20 protein-coding genes and 1 riboswitch are annotated in these 16,766 nt (G+C 66.1%); of the genes, 19 read left to right on the forward strand and 1 reads right to left on the reverse strand.

Annotated features, from left to right (window positions below; genetic code table 11):
• Positions 1 to 48: 48 nt before the first annotated feature.
• From moaB to GYB81_RS05055, 19 genes are all read left to right on the forward strand, one after another.
• Complete coding sequence (gene moaB / locus GYB81_RS04970; protein WP_161866337.1) at positions 49 to 588, forward strand: molybdenum cofactor biosynthesis protein B; 540 nt, start codon at positions 49 to 51, stop codon at positions 586 to 588.
• Positions 585 to 1,799, forward strand: a complete 1,215-nt coding sequence (locus tag GYB81_RS04975; protein WP_161866336.1) for a molybdopterin molybdotransferase MoeA — start codon at positions 585 to 587, stop codon at positions 1,797 to 1,799. The genes moaB and GYB81_RS04975 overlap by 4 nt, the downstream gene beginning before the upstream one ends.
• A gap of 147 nt (positions 1,800 to 1,946) precedes the next feature.
• The gene (locus GYB81_RS04980; RefSeq protein WP_024308707.1) at positions 1,947 to 2,567 is read left to right on the forward strand and encodes a C40 family peptidase; all 621 of its coding nucleotides are present in this window, start codon (positions 1,947 to 1,949) and stop codon (positions 2,565 to 2,567) included.
• 84 nt (positions 2,568 to 2,651) lie between these two features.
• Positions 2,652 to 3,176 (forward strand): C40 family peptidase, encoded by a 525-nt coding sequence (locus tag GYB81_RS04985; protein WP_161866335.1) that lies wholly within the window; start codon positions 2,652 to 2,654, stop codon positions 3,174 to 3,176.
• A 6-nt stretch (positions 3,177 to 3,182) separates the two neighbouring features.
• Positions 3,183 to 3,503: a hypothetical protein gene (locus GYB81_RS04990; protein WP_024308705.1), complete on the forward strand. Its 321-nt coding sequence runs from the start codon at positions 3,183 to 3,185 to the stop codon at positions 3,501 to 3,503.
• Positions 3,504 to 3,541: 38 nt separating this feature from the next.
• Positions 3,542 to 3,897: riboswitch (cobalamin riboswitch) on the forward strand.
• 184 nt (positions 3,898 to 4,081) lie between these two features.
• Positions 4,082 to 4,693: a cob(I)yrinic acid a,c-diamide adenosyltransferase gene (cobO, locus tag GYB81_RS04995; RefSeq protein WP_012018254.1), complete on the forward strand. Its 612-nt coding sequence runs from the start codon at positions 4,082 to 4,084 to the stop codon at positions 4,691 to 4,693.
• Positions 4,693 to 5,985 (forward strand): cobyrinic acid a,c-diamide synthase CobB, encoded by a 1,293-nt coding sequence (locus GYB81_RS05000; protein WP_161866334.1) that lies wholly within the window; start codon positions 4,693 to 4,695, stop codon positions 5,983 to 5,985. The genes cobO and GYB81_RS05000 overlap by 1 nt, the downstream gene beginning before the upstream one ends.
• Positions 5,982 to 6,635, forward strand: a complete 654-nt coding sequence (gene bluB, locus GYB81_RS05005; protein WP_161866333.1) for a 5,6-dimethylbenzimidazole synthase — start codon at positions 5,982 to 5,984, stop codon at positions 6,633 to 6,635. Before GYB81_RS05000 ends, bluB begins: the two co-directional genes overlap by 4 nt.
• Before the next feature lie 3 nt (positions 6,636 to 6,638).
• Positions 6,639 to 7,547, forward strand: a complete 909-nt coding sequence (gene cbiB, locus GYB81_RS05010) for an adenosylcobinamide-phosphate synthase CbiB (RefSeq protein ID WP_161897745.1) — start codon at positions 6,639 to 6,641, stop codon at positions 7,545 to 7,547.
• Positions 7,540 to 8,550 (forward strand): threonine-phosphate decarboxylase CobD, encoded by a 1,011-nt coding sequence (gene cobD / locus GYB81_RS05015; protein ID WP_161866331.1) that lies wholly within the window; start codon positions 7,540 to 7,542, stop codon positions 8,548 to 8,550. The genes cbiB and cobD overlap by 8 nt, the downstream gene beginning before the upstream one ends.
• The gene (locus GYB81_RS05020; protein WP_161866330.1) at positions 8,550 to 10,019 is read left to right on the forward strand and encodes a cobyric acid synthase; all 1,470 of its coding nucleotides are present in this window, start codon (positions 8,550 to 8,552) and stop codon (positions 10,017 to 10,019) included. Before cobD ends, GYB81_RS05020 begins: the two co-directional genes overlap by 1 nt.
• Positions 10,020 to 10,022: 3 nt before the next feature.
• The gene (gene cobU / locus GYB81_RS05025) at positions 10,023 to 10,544 is read left to right on the forward strand and encodes a bifunctional adenosylcobinamide kinase/adenosylcobinamide-phosphate guanylyltransferase (RefSeq protein ID WP_161866329.1); all 522 of its coding nucleotides are present in this window, start codon (positions 10,023 to 10,025) and stop codon (positions 10,542 to 10,544) included.
• The gene (gene cobT / locus GYB81_RS05030; RefSeq protein WP_161866328.1) at positions 10,541 to 11,596 is read left to right on the forward strand and encodes a nicotinate-nucleotide--dimethylbenzimidazole phosphoribosyltransferase; all 1,056 of its coding nucleotides are present in this window, start codon (positions 10,541 to 10,543) and stop codon (positions 11,594 to 11,596) included. The genes cobU and cobT overlap by 4 nt, the downstream gene beginning before the upstream one ends.
• On the forward strand, positions 11,596 to 12,168 hold the full coding sequence (gene cobC, locus GYB81_RS05035) for an alpha-ribazole phosphatase family protein (RefSeq protein WP_161866327.1): 573 nt from the start codon (positions 11,596 to 11,598) through the stop codon (positions 12,166 to 12,168). The genes cobT and cobC overlap by 1 nt, the downstream gene beginning before the upstream one ends.
• Entirely contained in the window at positions 12,165 to 12,896 is a 732-nt protein-coding gene (locus GYB81_RS05040; protein WP_161866326.1) for an adenosylcobinamide-GDP ribazoletransferase, read from the forward strand. Before cobC ends, GYB81_RS05040 begins: the two co-directional genes overlap by 4 nt.
• Positions 12,897 to 12,967: 71 nt before the next feature.
• Complete coding sequence (locus GYB81_RS05045) at positions 12,968 to 13,372, forward strand: MarR family winged helix-turn-helix transcriptional regulator (protein ID WP_161866325.1); 405 nt, start codon at positions 12,968 to 12,970, stop codon at positions 13,370 to 13,372.
• A gap of 53 nt (positions 13,373 to 13,425) precedes the next feature.
• On the forward strand, positions 13,426 to 14,631 hold the full coding sequence (locus GYB81_RS05050; RefSeq protein ID WP_161866324.1) for an MFS transporter: 1,206 nt from the start codon (positions 13,426 to 13,428) through the stop codon (positions 14,629 to 14,631).
• Complete coding sequence (locus GYB81_RS24940; RefSeq protein WP_267903725.1) at positions 14,628 to 14,753, forward strand: hypothetical protein; 126 nt, start codon at positions 14,628 to 14,630, stop codon at positions 14,751 to 14,753. The genes GYB81_RS05050 and GYB81_RS24940 overlap by 4 nt, the downstream gene beginning before the upstream one ends.
• Positions 14,754 to 14,815: 62 nt before the next feature.
• Positions 14,816 to 15,367: a glutathione peroxidase gene (locus GYB81_RS05055; protein ID WP_161866323.1), complete on the forward strand. Its 552-nt coding sequence runs from the start codon at positions 14,816 to 14,818 to the stop codon at positions 15,365 to 15,367.
• A gap of 57 nt (positions 15,368 to 15,424) precedes the next feature.
• Here the strand turns inward: GYB81_RS05055 and GYB81_RS05060 are convergent, their stop codons facing one another.
• Entirely contained in the window at positions 15,425 to 16,699 is a 1,275-nt protein-coding gene (locus GYB81_RS05060) for an OmpP1/FadL family transporter (protein ID WP_161866322.1), read from the reverse strand.
• Positions 16,700 to 16,766: the final 67 nt, after the last annotated feature.

Consider the following 16,766-nt stretch of genomic DNA (forward strand, 5'->3'; position numbering starts at 1 on the left):
GGTCTGTGTGATATAACAGGCTCATTCTCTCGCAATTGGATGTCTGTCATGAACCATAAGGTCGAGGCGGTTTTCGTGCCGCTGAATATTGCCGTGCTGACCGTCAGCGACACGCGTACGCTGGAGACCGATACCTCGGGGCAACTGCTGGTCGATCGCCTGACCAGCGCAGGCCACCAGTTGGCTGCCCGGGTGCTGCTCAAGGACGATCTGTACAAGATTCGCGCTCAGGTCGCGACCTGGATTGCCGAGGATCAGGTGCAGGTCGTGGTGGTTACCGGCGGTACCGGTTTCACCGGGCGCGACAGCACGCCGGAGGCAGTCGCCTGCCTGCTGGACAAGCAGGTCGACGGTTTTGGCGAGCTTTTCCGACAGATCTCCGTGGCCGATATCGGTACCTCCACCGTCCAGTCGCGCGCGCTGGCCGGCCTGGCCAACGGCACGCTGGTGTGCTGCCTGCCGGGTTCGACCAACGCCTGCCGCACCGCCTGGGACGGGATTCTCGCCGAGCAGCTGGATGCGCGGCATCGTCCCTGCAATTTCGTGCCGCACCTGAAGCAAGCCGCCGCCTGCGAGACGCGCGGATGACCTGCTGCGATCATCCCGGCCTGTTGCCCATGGAAGCGGCGTTGCAGCGCCTGCTGGCACTGGCCGACGCTGCGCCCATCGAGCAGGCCGAGCAGGTTGCGCTGGCCGAGGCCGATGGCCGGGTACTGGCTGAGCCGCTGATCGCTGGGCTGGATCTGCCGCCCTGGGCCAACAGCGCCATGGATGGCTATGCCCTGCGGCTGGCTGACTGGGAGGGCCAGCCGCTGCCGGTCAGTCAGCGTATTCAGGCCGGTACTGCGCCTGAGCCCCTGCAGCCGGGCACCTGCGCGCGTATATTCACCGGTGCGCCATTGCCAGAAGGCGCCGACACCGTGGAGATGCAGGAGAACGTCGAGGTCGATGAAGCCGGATGCGTGCATTTTCGCGAGGCGCTGAAAGCCGGGCAGAACGTCCGTAACCAAGGTCAGGAAACCCGCGCGGGAGAGTGCGTGCTGCCTGCCGGTACGCGTTTGGGCCCTATCGAGCTTGGGTTGGCGGCGTCTCTGGGAGCGGCGCAGCTCGCTGTGCGTCGGCGCTTGCGCGTGGCCGTGCTGTCCACGGGCGACGAGCTGGTGGAGCCGGGGCAGACGCTCGGTCCAGGGCAGATCTACAACAGCAATCGGCGCCTGCTGATCGCCTGGCTGCAGCGTCTGGGCTGCGCCGTGGTGGATGCGGGGATATTGCCCGATGACCTGCAGCGCACCCGTGAGGCGCTGGGCTCGTTGGGCGCGGTCGATCTGATTCTTTCCACGGGCGGTGTGTCGGTAGGCGAGGCCGACTATCTCGGCCTGGCGCTGCGTGAGGCGGGCGAGTTGGCGCTGTGGAAACTGGCTATAAAGCCGGGCAAGCCGCTGACTTTCGGCCATTACCAAGGGGTTCCGGTGATAGGCCTGCCGGGCAATCCGGCCTCCACACTGGTCACCTTCGGTCTGTTGGCGCGTCCTTATATACTGCGTTGCCTTGGTGTGCAGCGGGTCGAACCTCTGGGTTTCGTTGTGCCGGCGGGGTTCACCTGGAACAAGCCGGGCAAACGTCGAGAGTACCTGCGCGCACGCCTGGAGAATGGTCGTGTGGTGCCTTACGCCAACCAGAGTTCTGGCGTTCTGCGCAGTGCCGCGTGGGCCGAAGGTCTGGCTGAGGTAGTAGAGGGCAGCACGCTGGCCGAAGGGGACGCGCTGCGTTTTATTCCCTTGAGCGAGATTCTCGGCTAGTGCCTGATTCGTCCGGCTGTGCGACAGCCGGGCGCGTTAGATGGCGCGGCAAAACCACTGGGTCACATTTCTAGCGATAGAATTTGCAAATGAGCGTTATAGAGGGCATAGTCGCCGACTTGTAAATCAACCGACACGGTCGTGCCCATGCTAAAACGCTTCGCACCCCTCGTGCCTCTTGCACTGACAGTCTTTCTCGCTGCCTGCGCCGGCCATTCGCCGCAGCCGCAGATCAGCGAAGCCAAGGTCGAGCCGGTTGCTCGTCCGCTCTCTCATCAGGCCGAGCCTGCTGATGATGAAATCAACGCGCTGATCGACGACAAGCCCTATGAAATGCCGCAGCTGGCCGACAGCCTGCTCGATCTCGGGCGTTCGCTGATCGGTACGCGCTATCGCTACGGCGGCACCTCGGTGCAGTCCGGTTTCGATTGCAGCGGTTTCGTCGGTTATCTGTTCCGTGAGGAAGTGGGTCTGGAGCTGCCGCGCTCCACTCGCGAGCTGATCAACCTCGACGCGCCCAAGGTTGCGCGTGCCGATCTGGAACCGGGCGATCTGATCCTGTTCAACGACCGCGGTCGTGGTCGCGTCAGCCACGCCGGTATTTACCTGGGCGATGACCAGTTCATCCATTCCAGCAGCAGCCGCAGCGGTGGTGTACGTATCGACAGCCTCGATGACAGCTACTGGAATCGCAGTTACCTGCAGGCCAAGCGCGTTCTTGCGCTGGCTCCGGTGGAAGAGCAGGTGGCAGCCAAACGCCACAATTGATGTGTCACGGCGTAACCCCAGGGTTGCGCCGTTTGCCTGCAAACGGCAGAGTAGAGCGCATTCAGGCTTTGGATTGCCTCGCTTATGCCCGTCACGACCCGCGTCGTCCTCATTTCTCTCGCACTGCTGCTGAGCGCCTGTAGCAGTCGCGCTCCAGCTCCCCAGCCCGTCTACCAGCCACCGGTCTCTTCGTCCTCCTATCAGGGCGGCGCCGAAGACGTATTGTTCCGCGCTCTGGGGCTGGTCGGTACCCCTTATCGTTATGGTGGTAACACGCCGGAAGGTGGTTTCGACTGCAGCGGTTTGATCGGCTACGTCTACCGCGATGCTGCCGGTATCAGTCTGCCTCGCTCGACACGTGAGTTGAGCGCGATGCGCACCCCAGGCGTGCGCCGCGATGCCTTGCAGAGTGGTGACTTGGTGTTTTTCGCCACCAATGGCGGGCGCGCCGTGAGCCATGCAGGTATCTATGTCGGCGAAGGGCGTTTCGTACATGCGCCATCCAGTGGCGGTACCGTGCGCCTAGACAGCCTCGACAATGTTTACTGGCAGCGCGTCTATCTCGATGCCAAGCGGGTGATCACGCCCGAGCTTGCCCGCAACCCCTGAGGCGCCATGGCCGAGCCTATCCGTCTGCCGCCTCAGCCCGAGGTCTGCGAGCTTTGCGCGCGGCCTGTAGCACTCACCCGTCATCATCTGATTCCCAAGGCGCTGCACGACAAGGCTTATGTGCAAAAGCGCTTTGCCCGTCACGAACGTATTACCGCCACGCTCTGGGTATGCCGGGCCTGCCATAACCAGATTCATCGGCTGTTCAGTGAAAAGGAGCTGGCGCTGAACTACAACAGCCGGGACGCGCTGTTGGCGGATGAGCGCCTGCGTACCTTCGTCGAGTGGCTGGCCAGCAAGCCGCCGGGTTTCACGCCTCGGCATTAGCGGTATCGGCGTTGACGGGCAGTGCTGCCAGCCTCTACCCTGCGCGCCTTGCTTCAGGTGCCCCGCGCCGTTTCCATCGACGGCGCCGGGGTGAAACAGGGAAGCCGGTTCCAATGCCGGCGCTGCCCCCGCAACGGTAGGTGAGTCAAACGCTGCATAAGCAGACCGTGTGAAAACGTAGCGAGCGAAGGTCAGGCAAGGCAAAAACAGGCGAGAAAGCGGAGTTTACGAGCTGTAAATGAGCATTTTGAGACTGTTTTTAACGCCGCATGGCCGAGCGCAGTAGTTTTCACGCAGTCTGCAAGGCCACTGTGTATTTGCACGGGAAGGCGCAGCGTCGAACCTTTCAGGTTCGCTCACGAGCCCGGAGACCGGCCTGTCGCAGTTCCACGGCATCGCGGAGGGCGTTGTCCGGCCAGTGCTCCGGTTCTACCGGGGCCTCGGTGTTGCCCGCCTTCCGCTCGCCTGACCAGCCATTGGCGCCTGTATGAGGTCGCGCGGATCATCGCGATTCTTCATTGTCGTTCGCACTGTTCCTGAAGCAGGCAACGCGGGCACCTGACTTGCAGGAGCACAGCATGAGCGAATCCGCCGAACGCGACGCCCGCCACAAGGCGCGCATGCAGCGCAAGAAAGCCCTGATCGACGAGAAGATCGCCCAGGCCCAGGATGAATACGGCCTGCTGCTGGTGCACAGCGGCAACGGCAAGGGCAAGAGCAGCAGCGCCTTCGGCATGGTCGCGCGCGCCCTTGGTCATGGCATCAGGGTTGGCGTGGTGCAATTCATCAAGGGCGCGGCCAGCACCGGTGAGGAAACCTTCTTCCGCCGTTTTCCCGAGGAAGTCAGCTACCACGTGATGGGCGAGGGCTTCACCTGGGAGACCCAGGATCGTCAGCGCGACATCGCCAAGGCGCAGGAGGCCTGGGCCGTGGCCCGGCGTCTGCTCGGCGACGAGTCCGTCGGCCTGGTGGTGCTGGACGAGCTGAACATCGCCCTCAAACACGGTTACCTCGAACTGGATGCGGTGCTGGCCGATATCGAGGCCCGTCCGCTGTTGCAGCATGTGGTGGTGACCGGCCGCGGTGCCCTGCCGGGGATGATCGAGGCGGCCGATACGGTCACCGAGATGAGCCTGGTCAAGCATGCGTTCAAGTCTGGCGTGAAGGCGCAGAAGGGCATCGAATTCTGATGACGGCACGTCACTGCCCGGCGTTGCTGATCGCCGCCCCGGCTTCCGGCCAGGGCAAGACCACCGTCACCGCTGCGCTGGCGCGTTTGCATACGCGCCAGGGACGACGCGTGCGGGTGTTCAAGTGCGGGCCTGATTTTCTCGACCCGATGATCCATGCCCGTGCCAGCGGCGCGCCGGTGTACCAGCTCGACCTGGCCATGGTCGGTGAGGCGGAGAGCCGTCGCCTGCTGTGGCAGGCCGCGGGCGAGGCGGATCTGATCCTCATCGAAGGGGTGATGGGCCTGTTCGACGGCAAACCCTCGGCGGCGGACCTGGCCCGTCATTTCGGCGTGCCGGTGCTGGGCGTGATCGACGGCGCGGCCATGGCGCAGACCTTCGGCGCCCTGGCCCATGGCCTGGCCACCTTCCAGCCCGATCTGCCCTTTGCCGGCGTGCTCGGCAATCGGGTTGCCAGCACGCGCCACGGCGAAATCCTGCGCGATGCCCTGCCGCCGAGCATTCGCTGGTTCGGCGCCTTGCCGCGCAGCGCCGCGGTGGAGCTGCCCAGTCGCCATCTGGGCCTGGTGCAGGCCGCCGAGCTGGCGGATCTGGATGCGCGTCTGGACGCCGCCGCCGATGCGCTGGCGGCCAGTGCCGATGTCGACCTGCCGCCGGCGGTGAGCTTCGCCGCGCCGCCTATCAATGAACTCGCGCCCTTGTTGAAGAATGTGCGCATCGGCGTGGCGCGCGATGCGGCGTTCGCCTTCCTCTATCAGGCCAATCTCGACCTGCTGCAGGCGCTGGGGGCCGAGCTGCGCTATTTCTCGCCGCTGGCCGATAGCGCGCTGCCCGAGGTAGACAGCCTCTATCTGCCTGGCGGCTACCCCGAGCTGTACCTGACCACGCTTGCAGGCAATCAGGCCATGGCCGCAGCCATCCGTGCCCATCATCAGGCCGGCAAGCCGCTGCTCGCCGAATGTGGCGGCATGCTCTATCTGCTCGACGAGCTGCGTGACAAGCAGGGCGCCAGCGGGCGCATGCTCGGCCTGCTGGCGGGCAGCGCCGCATTGCAGCCGCGCCTGACCGCGCTGGCCCTGCAGGAGGTGACGCTGCCGGAGGGCGAGCTGCGTGGCCATAGCTACCATCACTCGCGCCTGGACAGCCCGCTCGAGCCGCTGGTGCGCGGGCGCTGTCCGAACGGCAAGCCGGTGGCCGAGGCGGTGTATCGCCTGGGGCGACTGACCGCCAGCTATATCCACTTCTACCTGCCGTCCAACCCGGAGGCAGCCGCCGCGCTGCTGCGTCCATGAGCGAGCACGCCTTCAGCCCCGAGGAGCGCGCGGCGGTGTACCGCGCCATCGCCGAGCGTCGTGACATGCGCCATTTCAGCGGTGGCGAGGTATCGGCGGAGGTGCTGGCGCGCCTGCTCGAAGCCGCTCACCACGCGCCCAGCGTTGGCCTGATGCAGCCCTGGCGCTTTGTGCGCATCCGCGATACGCAACTGCGCGAGGCGGCTCATGCGCTGGTGGAGGCCGAGCGGGTACGCACCGCGGAGGCCCTGGGCGAGCGCAGCGACGAATTCATGCGGCTGAAGGTCGAGGGCATCCGCGATTGTGCCGAGCTGCTGGCGGTGGCGCTGATGGACGGACGCGAGGCACATGTCTTCGGGCGACGCACGCTGCCGGAAATGGATATGGCCTCGGTGGCCTGCGCCATTCAGAATCTGTGGCTGGCCGCGCGCGCCGAAGGTCTGGGGCTGGGCTGGGTGTCGCTGTTCGATCCCGCAGCGCTGGCCGAGCTGCTGGGCATGCCGGCCGGCAGCAAGCCGGTGGCGCTGCTGTGTCTGGGGCCGGTGGATGCCTTCTATGAAAAACCCATGCTGGTGCAAGAGGGCTGGGCCTCGCCTCGACCGCTGAGCGAGCTGCTGTTCGAGAATCGATGGGGAGTGCAGGGTGACTGAACGATGAGCCTGGCGCTGATCACCTGCGCCGGTGTGGCGCTGGACGCCGTGCTGGGCGAGCCACGCCGCGCGCATCCGCTGGTGGCCTTCGGGCGCCTGGCCGATCGCCTGGAGCAGCGTTTCAACCCGGCCGGTGGTGGCTGGCGCAGCCATGGCGTCACCGCCTGGTGCCTGGCAGTACTGCCGCTGACCCTGCTCACCTGGCTGCTGGTGCAGATCAGCGGGTTGGGCTGGGCGGTGGAGATCTTCGCCCTGTATTTCGCCATTGGCCTGCGCAGTCTTTACGAGCACGCGCAGCCGGTGGCCCGCGCGCTGCGTCTGGGGGATCTGCAACTGGCACGCGAGCGGGTCGGCTGGATGGTCAGCCGCAACACCGCCGAGCTGGACGCCACCGGCGTGGCCCGCGCCGGTACCGAGTCGGTGCTGGAGAACGGTTCCGATGCGGTATTCGCTGCCTTGTTCTGGTTCATCGTCGCCGGTGCGCCCGGCGTGGTGCTGTACCGCCTGAGCAACACCCTGGACGCCATGTGGGGCTATCGCAACGAGCGCTTCGAGCGCTTCGGCTGGGCGGCGGCGAAGATCGATGACCTACTCAATTACGTCCCGGCGCGCCTGGTGGCGCTGACCTATGCGCTGCTCGGGAATACCCTTCTGGCGCTGCGCTGCTGGCGCCGGCAGGCACCGTTGTGGGACAGTCCCAATGCTGGCCCGGTGATGGCCGCTGGTGCCGGCAGCCTGCGAGTGAGTCTGGGCGGCGCCGCCGAATACCACGGCGAGCTGCATGAGCGCCCGCAGCTGGGCGAGGGCCCGGCGCCGCGCGCGCGGGATATCGAACGGGCGATGAACCGGGTCGTTGCCGGCGTTGGCCTGTGGTTGCTGTGCCTGATGATCTGGGAGGTACTGGGTGCTTGAACACGGAGGTCGACTGCGCGCGGCGGCGCAGCGCTATGGCATCCCCCTGGAGGACTGGCTGGACCTGTCCACCGGTATCGCCCCCTATGGCTGGGATCTGCCGCCGGTTCCGGCTCAGGCCTGGGCGCGGTTGCCTGAGATCAACGATGGCCTGGAGGCGGCCGCGCGCGATTATTACGGCGCCGCCAGGCTGTTGCCGGTGGCCGGTTCGCAGGCGGCGATCCAGGCTCTGCCACGCCTGCGCACGCACAGCAGCGTGGGCATCCTCGCACCGACCTACGCCGAGCATGCCGCGGCCTGGCGCCGCGAGGGCCATCGCATCACCAAGCTCAGCGAAGGCTCGGTGCATCGCGCGCTGCCGCAGCTCGACGTGCTGCTGGTGGTCAATCCCAACAACCCGACCGGGCGCCTGATCGAGCCGGCGCGCCTGCTCGACTGGCACGACGAGCTGGCCGAGCGCGGCGGCTGGCTGGTGGTCGACGAAGCCTTCATCGACTGCACGCCGCAGCACAGCCTGGCGGCCTACAGCGACATGCCGGGGCTGATCGTGCTGCGCTCGTTCGGCAAGTTCTTCGGTCTGGCCGGCCTGCGTCTGGGCTTCGTCCTGGCGGAGCAGGCCTTGCTGGATGAGCTGGAAGCGCTGCTCGGGCCCTGGGCGGTCAGCGGTCCGGCGCGCAGCATCGCTCGCCAGCTGCTTGCTGACAGCGCCGGGCAGCGCCGCCAGCGCGAGCGTTTGCTGGCCGATGGTGAGCGTCTGGCGGCGCTGCTGCGCGACTGCGGCCTGCCGCCTACCGGCGGTTCGGCACTGTTCCAGTTCTGCTGCACGCGCCGCGCGGTGCCCTGCATGGAGCTGCTGGCGCGACGCGGCATTCTGATCAGGCTGTTCGCCGAGCTGGACAGCCTGCGCTTCGGCCTGCCGGCAGACGAGGCCGGCTGGTTGCGCCTGGAGCAGGGCTTGCTGGACTGCGCGCCGATCCTCGCCAGCCTCGAGGAAACCTCCTGATGCCAACCCTGATGGTGCAGGGCACCACTTCCGATGCCGGCAAGAGCACCCTGGTGACGGCACTGTGCCGCTGGGCGCGGCGCCAGGGCGTGTCCGTGGCGCCATTCAAACCGCAGAACATGGCGCTCAACTCGGCGGTGACCGCCGATGGTGGCGAGATCGGTCGGGCCCAGGCGGTACAGGCGCAGGCCGCCGGCCTGGCGCCGCACACCGACATGAACCCGGTGCTGCTCAAGCCCAACAGCGACATGGGCGCCCAGGTGATCATCCACGGCCGCGCCATCGGCAACATGCAGGCGCTGACCTACCACGGCTACAAGCCGGTGGCCATGACGGCAGTGCTGGAGTCCCATGCGCGGCTGGTCGAGCGCCACCAGCTGGTGCTGGTCGAAGGCGCCGGTTCGCCGGCCGAGATCAACCTGCGCGCCGGTGACATCGCCAACATGGGCTTCGCCGAGGCGGTAGACTGTCCGGTGATTCTGATCGCCGACATCGACAAGGGCGGCGTGTTCGCCCATCTGGTCGGCACCCTGGAGTTGCTCAGCCCCAGCGAACAGGCGCGGATCAGGGGCTTCGTGATCAATCGTTTTCGCGGCGATATCGCCCTGCTCGAACCGGGGCTGGATTGGCTGGAGCAGCGTACCGGCAAGCCGGTGCTCGGCGTGCTGCCGTACCTGACGGATTTTCACCTGGAAGCCGAGGACGCCGTCGATACCCGTCAGCAGGCCAAGAGCGCGCAGGCGCTGAGCGTGGTGGTGCCGGTGCTGCCGCGCATCAGCAACCATACCGATTTCGACCCGCTGCGCCTGCATCCGCAGGTGCAGCTGACCTTCGTCGGGCCGGGCCAGGCCATCCCGCCGGCCGACCTGATCATCCTGCCCGGCTCCAAGAGCGTGCGCGCCGACCTCGCCCGGCTGCGCGAGCAGGGCTGGGACACGGCCATCGCCCGCCATCTGCGCTATGGCGGCAAACTGCTGGGCATCTGCGGCGGCCTGCAGATGCTCGGTCGGCAGATTCACGACCCGCATGGCCTGGAAGGCGCTGCCGGCAGCAGCGAGGGCCTCGGCCTGCTGGATTTCGAGACGCTGCTGGAGCCGGAGAAACAGTTGCGCAACGTGCGTGGCCAGCTGTGCCTGGAGCAGGCGCAGGTCAGCGGTTACGAGATTCACGCTGGCGTCAGTCGCGGGCCGGGCCTCAATGGCGCCGTGCAGCTTGACGACGGCCGCAGTGACGGCGGACTCAGCGCCGACGGCCAGGTGCTCGGCACCTACCTGCATGGCCTGTTCGAGCAGCCTTCGGCGTTCGCTGCGCTACTGCGCTGGGCGGGCTTGGATGAGGTGGAACAGGTGGACTATCAGGCGCTGCGCGAGCGCGATATCGAGCGCCTGGCCGACCAGGTGGAACTGCACCTGGATAGCGAAAAACTCAAAGTGCTTTGCGGCCTATCGGTAGAAATGAATGCGGATTGAATCATGCTTGAACTGATTCTCGGCGGTGCCCGTTCCGGCAAGAGCCGCCTGGCCGAAAAACTGGCCGACGAGTCCGGGCTGGAGGTGGTTTACATCGCCACCAGCCAGCCGCTCGACGGCGAGATGAACCAGCGCGTTGCCCAGCATCGCGCGCGGCGTCCGGCGCACTGGGCGCTGGTGGAGGAGCCGCTGGCACTGGCCCGTGTGCTGCAAGAGCAGGCCGCCTCCGGTCGCTGCCTGCTGGTGGACTGCCTGACCCTGTGGCTGACCAACCTGCTGATGCTGGAGGACGCGCAGCGCCTGGATGCCGAGCGCGAGGCGCTGCTCGCTTGTGTAGAGCGATTACCCGGCCGCATTCTGCTGGTTAGCAACGAAACCGGCCTGGGCGTGGTGCCACTGGGCGAACTCACCCGTCGTTATGTCGATGAGGCCGGCTGGCTGCACCAGGCCCTGGCCGAACGCAGCCAGCGCGTGCTGTTCACCGTCGCCGGTCTGCCGATGACCCTCAAGGGAGATGCCCTATGAGTCTGCAATGGTGGCAGGGGCCGTGCCAACCGCTCGACCACGTGGCCCGGACCAAGGCTGAAAACCGCCAGCAGCAGTTGACCAAGCCCGCCGGTTCGCTGGGGCGTCTGGAAAAATTGGCCATTCATCTGGCCGCGCTGCAGGGGCGCGAAAGGCCCAGCCTGGACAAACTGTGGATCGCCATTTTCGCTGGCGACCACGGCGTGGTGGCCGAAGGTATTTCTGCCTACCCGCAGGCGGTGACCGGGCAGATGCTGGCCAACTTCGTCAGCGGCGGTGCGGCCATCAGCGTATTGGCGCGTCAGCTGGACGCGGCGCTGGAGGTGATCGACCTGGGCACCGCCGAGCCGCTGCCGCCGTTGCCTGGCGTACGCCACCTGCAAGTGGGTGCTGGTACCCGGAACTTCACCCAAGGCCCTGCCATGACCCTGGCTCAGGCGATGATCTGCCTGGAGGCGGGGCGCGACAGCATTCAGCGCGCCCGTGCTATCGGGTGCGACCTGTTCGTGGGCGGCGAGATGGGCATTGGCAATACCACGGCGGCAGCGGCGCTGGCCTGCTGGCTGCTGGATTGCCCGGCGAGCGAACTGGCCGGCCCCGGCACCGGCCTGGATGGCGCAGGTGTGGCGCACAAGGCGCGGGTGATCGATGCGGCGTTGGCCCTGCACCGGGCGCAGATCGGCGACCCCTTGCAAGCGCTGGTCCACCTCGGTGGCTTCGAAATCGCTGCGCTTACCGGGGCATACCTGGCCGCCGCGCAGCAGGGCATCGCCGTTTTGGTCGACGGCTTTATCTGCAGCGTCGCGGCCTTGCTGGCGGTGCGCCTCAACCCCGCCTGCCGCCAATGGCTGCTGTTCGCCCATCACGGCGCCGAGCCGGGTCATGTGCGCGTGCTGCAGGCATTGGGCGCCGAACCTTTGCTGGAGTTGGGGCTGCGCCTGGGCGAGGGCAGCGGCGCGGCGCTGGCGGTGCCGGTGTTACGCCTGGCCTGCGCATTGCACGGGCAGATGGCGACATTCGCCGAGGCCGCGGTAGCCGAGAGGCCGCGTTGATGCTGCAGCTCGAATTGCTGCGCCACGGCGAAACCGAGCAGGGGGGCGGGCTACGCGGCAGCCTCGATGATGCGCTGACCGAGCAGGGCTGGACACAGCTGCGCGCCGCCGTGCAGGGAGCGGGGCCCTGGGATCGGCTGATCAGCTCGCCGCTGCAGCGTTGCGCGCGTTTCGCCGAGGAAGTGGCGGCGGCTCATGGATTGCCGCTGCACTACGAGCCGGGCCTGCAGGAGCTGCATTTCGGCGACTGGGAAGGGCGTAGCGCCGCGCAGCTGATGGAAACTCATGCCGAGGCGCTGGGCCAGTTCTGGGCTGACCCTTACGCCTTCACACCACCTAACGGCGAGCCGCTGCTGCAGTTCGAGGCCCGCGTGTTGGCCGCGCTGCAGCGCCTGGTGCAGGCGTATGCCGGTCAGCGTCTGCTGCTGGTGACCCATGGTGGGGTGATGCGTCTGCTGCTGGCACGTGCCCGCGGCTTGCCGCGCCAGGACCTGCTGCAAGTCAACGTCGGCTATGCCCAACGCTTTCGCCTGAGCCTGGACGCAGACGGACGCCTGGCGGAGCTGCCATGATTGCACTGCTGATCGCCTTGCAGTTCCTCACCCGCCTGCCGGTCAGCCTGCCGGGCATGCCGACGCCCGAGCAGATCGGCCGTTCGCTGCTCTGGTATCCGGTCGTTGGCTTGCTGCTCGGTCTGCTGCTGTGGGGCGCGCATCTGCTGTTGGGGCAGACCTCGGCCCTATTGCAGGCTGCGATCATTCTGGCGCTGTGGGTGGGGCTGAGCGGCGGGCTGCATCTGGACGGTCTGGCCGACACTGCCGACGCCTGGGTGGGCGGCTTCGGCGACCGCGAGCGCACCCTGACGATCATGAAAGACCCGTGCAGCGGGCCGATTGCCGTGGTGGTGCTGGTGCTACTGCTGTTGCTCAAATTCGCCGCGCTGCTGATCCTGTTACAGGCCGGGAAGGGCGCCTATCTGCTGCTGCTGCCCTGGTTAGGGCGCAGCCTGCTGCCGCTGCTGCTGGCAACCACACCCTATGTGCGCGCCGGCGGTCTGGGGCAGGCGCTGGTCGATCATCTGCCGCGCAGGCAGTTGCCCTGGGTGCTGGGTGGGCATGTGGCGGCCATGTTGCTGCTGGGCTGGGGTGCATTTATTGCCCTGGCCACGGCCCTGGCACTGTTCGTCTGGCTGCGCCGCGCGCTGTTACGGCGCCTGGGCGGCACTACGGGCGATACCGCCGGTGCTCTGGTCGAGTTGGCCGAGTGTGCTGCGCTGTTGGCTCTGGCATTGAGCCTCTAAACAACTGTTATGGCGACGCACCAGGTAACTGTATGAGTGCCAATCGCTGATGCGGGTATATACCTGTATGCATGTTGCCGACTTCCTGTCTCTGCACCCAACTGCGTCGCGCCAGCCGTGGCGTGACCCGCCGATACGACGACGCCCTGGCTGCCGTCGGGCTCGGTGCCGCGCAGTTTTCCCTGTTGCGCCACGTACAGCGGCTCGGACAGCCGAGCATTTCAGTGCTGGCCGAGGCCATGGGCCTGGATCGCAGTACCCTGGGTCGCAATCTGCGGGTGCTACAGGAGCAGGAGTTGCTGCAGCTGGGAGAAGGGCGCGATTTGCGTGCTCGCGAGGTACGGCTCACAGAGGCCGGCCTGCAACGTATCGAACAGGCGCTGCCGCTGTGGGAACAGGTGCAGCGTGAGCTGAATGGTCGGCTCGGCGAGGATCGCCGCGCCGAACTGATGGCTTTGCTCGACCAATTGGCCTGATGGCCCCCTTTACTGCCTGAGCGGCTGCGTGCGGCCGTCTGCTGGAGATCACGATGACAACTGCATGGCGTTCAACCACCTGGCTGCTGCTCGGCGCCTCGCTGATTCTCGCGCTGTCGCTTGGCACTCGCCATGGTTTCGGCCTGTTCCTGCCGCCGATGAGTGCGGAGTTCGGCTGGGGGCGCGAGGTATTCGCCTTCGCCATCGCTCTGCAGAACCTGATCTGGGGGCTGGCGCAGCCGGTCACCGGTGCGCTGGCCGACCGCTTCGGCGCGCGCAAGGCCATCGTCGTCGGCGGTGTGCTCTATGTACTGGGGTTGCTGTGCATGGGTATGGCGGACTCGCCACTGTCGTTGTCGCTGAGCGCCGGCCTGCTGATCGGTATCGGTCTGTCCGGTACCTCGTTCTCGGTGATTCTCGGCGTGGTCGGCCGCGCCGTGCCGGTGGAGAAGCGCAGCATGGCCATGGGCATCGCCGCCGCGGCAGGGTCCTTCGGCCAGTTCGCCATGCTGCCGGGTACGCTGGGGCTGATCGGCTGGCTGGGCTGGTCGGCAGCCTTGTTGGCGCTGGGCCTGCTGGTCGCTCTGATTCTGCCGCTGGCCGCGATGATCAACGAGACGCCACCACCGGCAAGTACCGGGCCGCAGCAAACGCTGGTCGAGGCGCTGCGCGAGGCGGCCGGGCATTCGGGGTTCTGGCTGCTGGCACTGGGCTTCTTCGTCTGCGGCTTCCAGGTGGTGTTCGTTGCCGTGCACCTGCCAGCCTACCTGGTCGATCACCATCTGCCGGCGCTGACCGGCACCACGGTGCTGGCGCTGGTCGGCCTGTTCAATATCTTCGGCACTTACATCGCCGGCTGGCTGGGCGGGCGCATGGCCAAGCCGCGCCTGCTCAGCGCCCTGTACCTGCTGCGCGGGGTGGTGATCACGCTGTTCATCGCAGCACCGCTGACGCAGTGGAGCGCCTACCTGTTCGGTATCGCCATGGGCCTGCTGTGGCTGTCGACCGTGCCGTTGACCAACGGCACGGTGGCGACCCTGTTCGGCGTGCGCAACCTGTCGATGCTCGGCGGCATCGTCTTTTTGTTCCACCAGCTCGGTTCTTTCCTCGGCGGCTGGCTGGGCGGCTATCTCTATGACACCACCGGCAGTTACGACCTGGTCTGGCAGATTTCCATCGGCCTGAGCGTGATGGCCGCGGCGCTCAACTGGCCGGTGCGTGAGGTGCCGGTGGCACGCCTGCAGGGGACGCCGGCGTGAGCTGCAAGTTGCTGAGGTTCAGCGCCGTGGCAGTGGGCCTTGGCCTGCTGCTGGCGCTCGCCTGGTGGGGCTGGCGCCAGGGCGGGCTGGCCCTGTTGCAGCTGGGCGTGGGCATTTGCTAGTTGCCTGGCGCATGCCCTGCGAGTAGCGTGGCAAGACTGCGTTATCGCTCGAGGTCATCGTCATGTCGTTTCATCGTCTTGCCTGCTCCTTGCTGCTCTTCAGTCTTGCTTTGCCGGCGCTGGCCGCCGAGTGTCCGGCGCTGCTGCAGGGGGAATTGCCCAAGCTGCGTGCCAAGGGTGAGAGCGTCGAACTCTGCCAGTTCGCCGGCAAGCCGCTGGTGGTGGTCAATACCGCCAGCTTCTGCGGCTTTACCCCACAATTCAAAGGGCTCGAAGCGCTTTATCAGCGTTACAAGGATCAGGGCCTGGAAGTGCTGGGCGTGCCGTCCGACGACTTTCGCCAGGAATCCGCGGATAGCCAGGAGACGGCTACCGTCTGCTATGTCAACTACGGCGTGACCTTCGCCATGACTGAGTCGCAACCGGTATCCGGCAAGGCCGCGATTCCCCTGTTCAAGGGGCTGGCCGAGCAGAGCAGGGCGCCGCGCTGGAACTTCTTCAAGTACGTGGTCGATCGTCAGGGCAAGGTGGTGGCCAGCTTCTCCAGCCTGACCAAACCGGATGATCCCGAGCTGATCGCTGCCGTCGAGAAGGCCATCGCTTCAAAGCCCTGAATTCGCCTAGCTGCGGTAGGGCTAATTCGGCCGTCCCTGGCCGTGTTCCGGATCCGATCAGAAGCGGTAACTGAGCGAAGCACCCAGACCGTGTGCGCTGTTCTTGTAACGTGCGCGGTAGGTGCCACGGGTATCGCTGGCGTGGTTAACGTCCACCGATTCTTCCTGCAGGTAGGAGTACGCCAGGTCGATGGTCATGTCCTGGTTCGGACTCCAGCCCGCGCCGACGCTGAAGATGGTGCGGTCGCCGGACGGCACGCGTGGCGAGCGGTCGACGTTGTTGGTCGGTGACTGGTCGATGGCGACCCCGGTACGCAGCGTCCACTGCGGATTGAGCTTGTAAGACAGACCGATCGCATGGGCCCAGGTGTCGTGCCAGTTCTGCTCCTCGACGATGGTGGAGAGGTTGGCTGGCAGCGTCGCCGAGTCATTCTCCACGCGGATTTCCTTGAAGCGGCTCCAGCGTGTCCAGGTGCTGCCGAGGTGCAGCGTGAGGACATCGGTCAGATCGTGGGTGATCGACATATCCACCGACTCGGGGGTGGTCAGGTCGAGATTGGCGTCGTATTTGCCAGCTACGCCAGCCAGAACGCCGCTGCCGGAAACGCGGGTATCACCTTCCAACTCGTACTTCACGCGCGAATGGTAGGTCAGACCGGCACGGGTGCCGGGGGTGAACTCGTAGAGCACACCGACGTTGAAACCAACGGCAGTGTCGTCGCCCTTGACCTTCACCTTGCCGTCGTTGCTGCCGGGGCTCAGCGGGTTGAGCACCGAGGAGGTCAGCTCCCCTTCGATATGGTTGAAGGTGGGGCCGAAACCGACCGACAGCTTGTCGTTGAAGCGATAGCTCAAGGTCGGCTGCACGGTGATTACCCGTACATAGCTTTTATCGGCGTGATAGCGCCCCTGAAAGTTGCTCTCGTAATCGGTCATCAGACCGAACGGTACGTAGATACCCAGACCGAAGGCGACCTTGTCGTCCAGTGGCTTGACGTAGTAGCCCATCGGTACGCCGGTCGTCGGCACCATATCGCCGTCATTGCTGCCGGACAGCGCCAAGGGACCTGCGTTGGCGCTGGCGTGGCTGATATCGCTCTTGGCATGGATCGCCGCGGCACCGACATAGATCTCGTCGCGCTTGAGGCGCGACATGCCGGCCGGGTTACCGAACACGGTGCTGGCGTCGTCGGCGGACGACGAGCGCCCGGCGAAGGAGGTGCCCATACCGGAAATGCTCTGTTCGTTGAGGGCGAAGCCGCTGGCGAAGCCATGGCTGGAGGTGGCGGCAATGGCGACGGCCAGACCGGTCTTGAGAAGACGTTTGCTCACGGGGAAGCTCCTTTGGTGAGGCGAGGGGGGCACGCTACAGTTTTTCCTGACCCTTGCCAAGACGCTG

The sequence above is a fragment of the Pseudomonas yangonensis genome (assembly GCF_009932725.1).
Taxonomy (GTDB): domain Bacteria; phylum Pseudomonadota; class Gammaproteobacteria; order Pseudomonadales; family Pseudomonadaceae; genus Aquipseudomonas; species Aquipseudomonas yangonensis.

Bases quoted from the DNA above. Each gene is read 5' to 3' on its own strand.
- GYB81_RS05055 (WP_161866323.1), top strand. From the start codon at position 14,816: ATGTCGTTTCATCGTCTTGCCTGCTCCTTGCTGCTCTTCAGTCTTGCT.
- GYB81_RS05020 (WP_161866330.1), top strand. From the start codon at position 8,550: ATGCCAACCCTGATGGTGCAGGGCACCACTTCCGATGCCGGCAAGAGC.
- bluB (WP_161866333.1), top strand. From the start codon at position 5,982: ATGAGCGAGCACGCCTTCAGCCCCGAGGAGCGCGCGGCGGTGTACCGC.
- cobC (WP_161866327.1), top strand. From the start codon at position 11,596: ATGCTGCAGCTCGAATTGCTGCGCCACGGCGAAACCGAGCAGGGGGGC.
- GYB81_RS04975 (WP_161866336.1), top strand. From the start codon at position 585: ATGACCTGCTGCGATCATCCCGGCCTGTTGCCCATGGAAGCGGCGTTG.
- GYB81_RS05045 (WP_161866325.1), top strand. From the start codon at position 12,968: ATGTTGCCGACTTCCTGTCTCTGCACCCAACTGCGTCGCGCCAGCCGT.
- moaB (WP_161866337.1), top strand. From the start codon at position 49: ATGAACCATAAGGTCGAGGCGGTTTTCGTGCCGCTGAATATTGCCGTG.
- cobO (WP_012018254.1), top strand. From the start codon at position 4,082: ATGAGCGAATCCGCCGAACGCGACGCCCGCCACAAGGCGCGCATGCAG.
- GYB81_RS05000 (WP_161866334.1), top strand. From the start codon at position 4,693: ATGACGGCACGTCACTGCCCGGCGTTGCTGATCGCCGCCCCGGCTTCC.
- cobT (WP_161866328.1), top strand. From the start codon at position 10,541: ATGAGTCTGCAATGGTGGCAGGGGCCGTGCCAACCGCTCGACCACGTG.
- cobU (WP_161866329.1), top strand. From the start codon at position 10,023: ATGCTTGAACTGATTCTCGGCGGTGCCCGTTCCGGCAAGAGCCGCCTG.
- GYB81_RS05040 (WP_161866326.1), top strand. From the start codon at position 12,165: ATGATTGCACTGCTGATCGCCTTGCAGTTCCTCACCCGCCTGCCGGTC.
- GYB81_RS04980 (WP_024308707.1), top strand. From the start codon at position 1,947: ATGCTAAAACGCTTCGCACCCCTCGTGCCTCTTGCACTGACAGTCTTT.
- GYB81_RS05050 (WP_161866324.1), top strand. From the start codon at position 13,426: ATGACAACTGCATGGCGTTCAACCACCTGGCTGCTGCTCGGCGCCTCG.
- GYB81_RS04985 (WP_161866335.1), top strand. From the start codon at position 2,652: ATGCCCGTCACGACCCGCGTCGTCCTCATTTCTCTCGCACTGCTGCTG.
- GYB81_RS04990 (WP_024308705.1), top strand. From the start codon at position 3,183: ATGGCCGAGCCTATCCGTCTGCCGCCTCAGCCCGAGGTCTGCGAGCTT.
- cbiB (WP_161897745.1), top strand. From the start codon at position 6,639: ATGAGCCTGGCGCTGATCACCTGCGCCGGTGTGGCGCTGGACGCCGTG.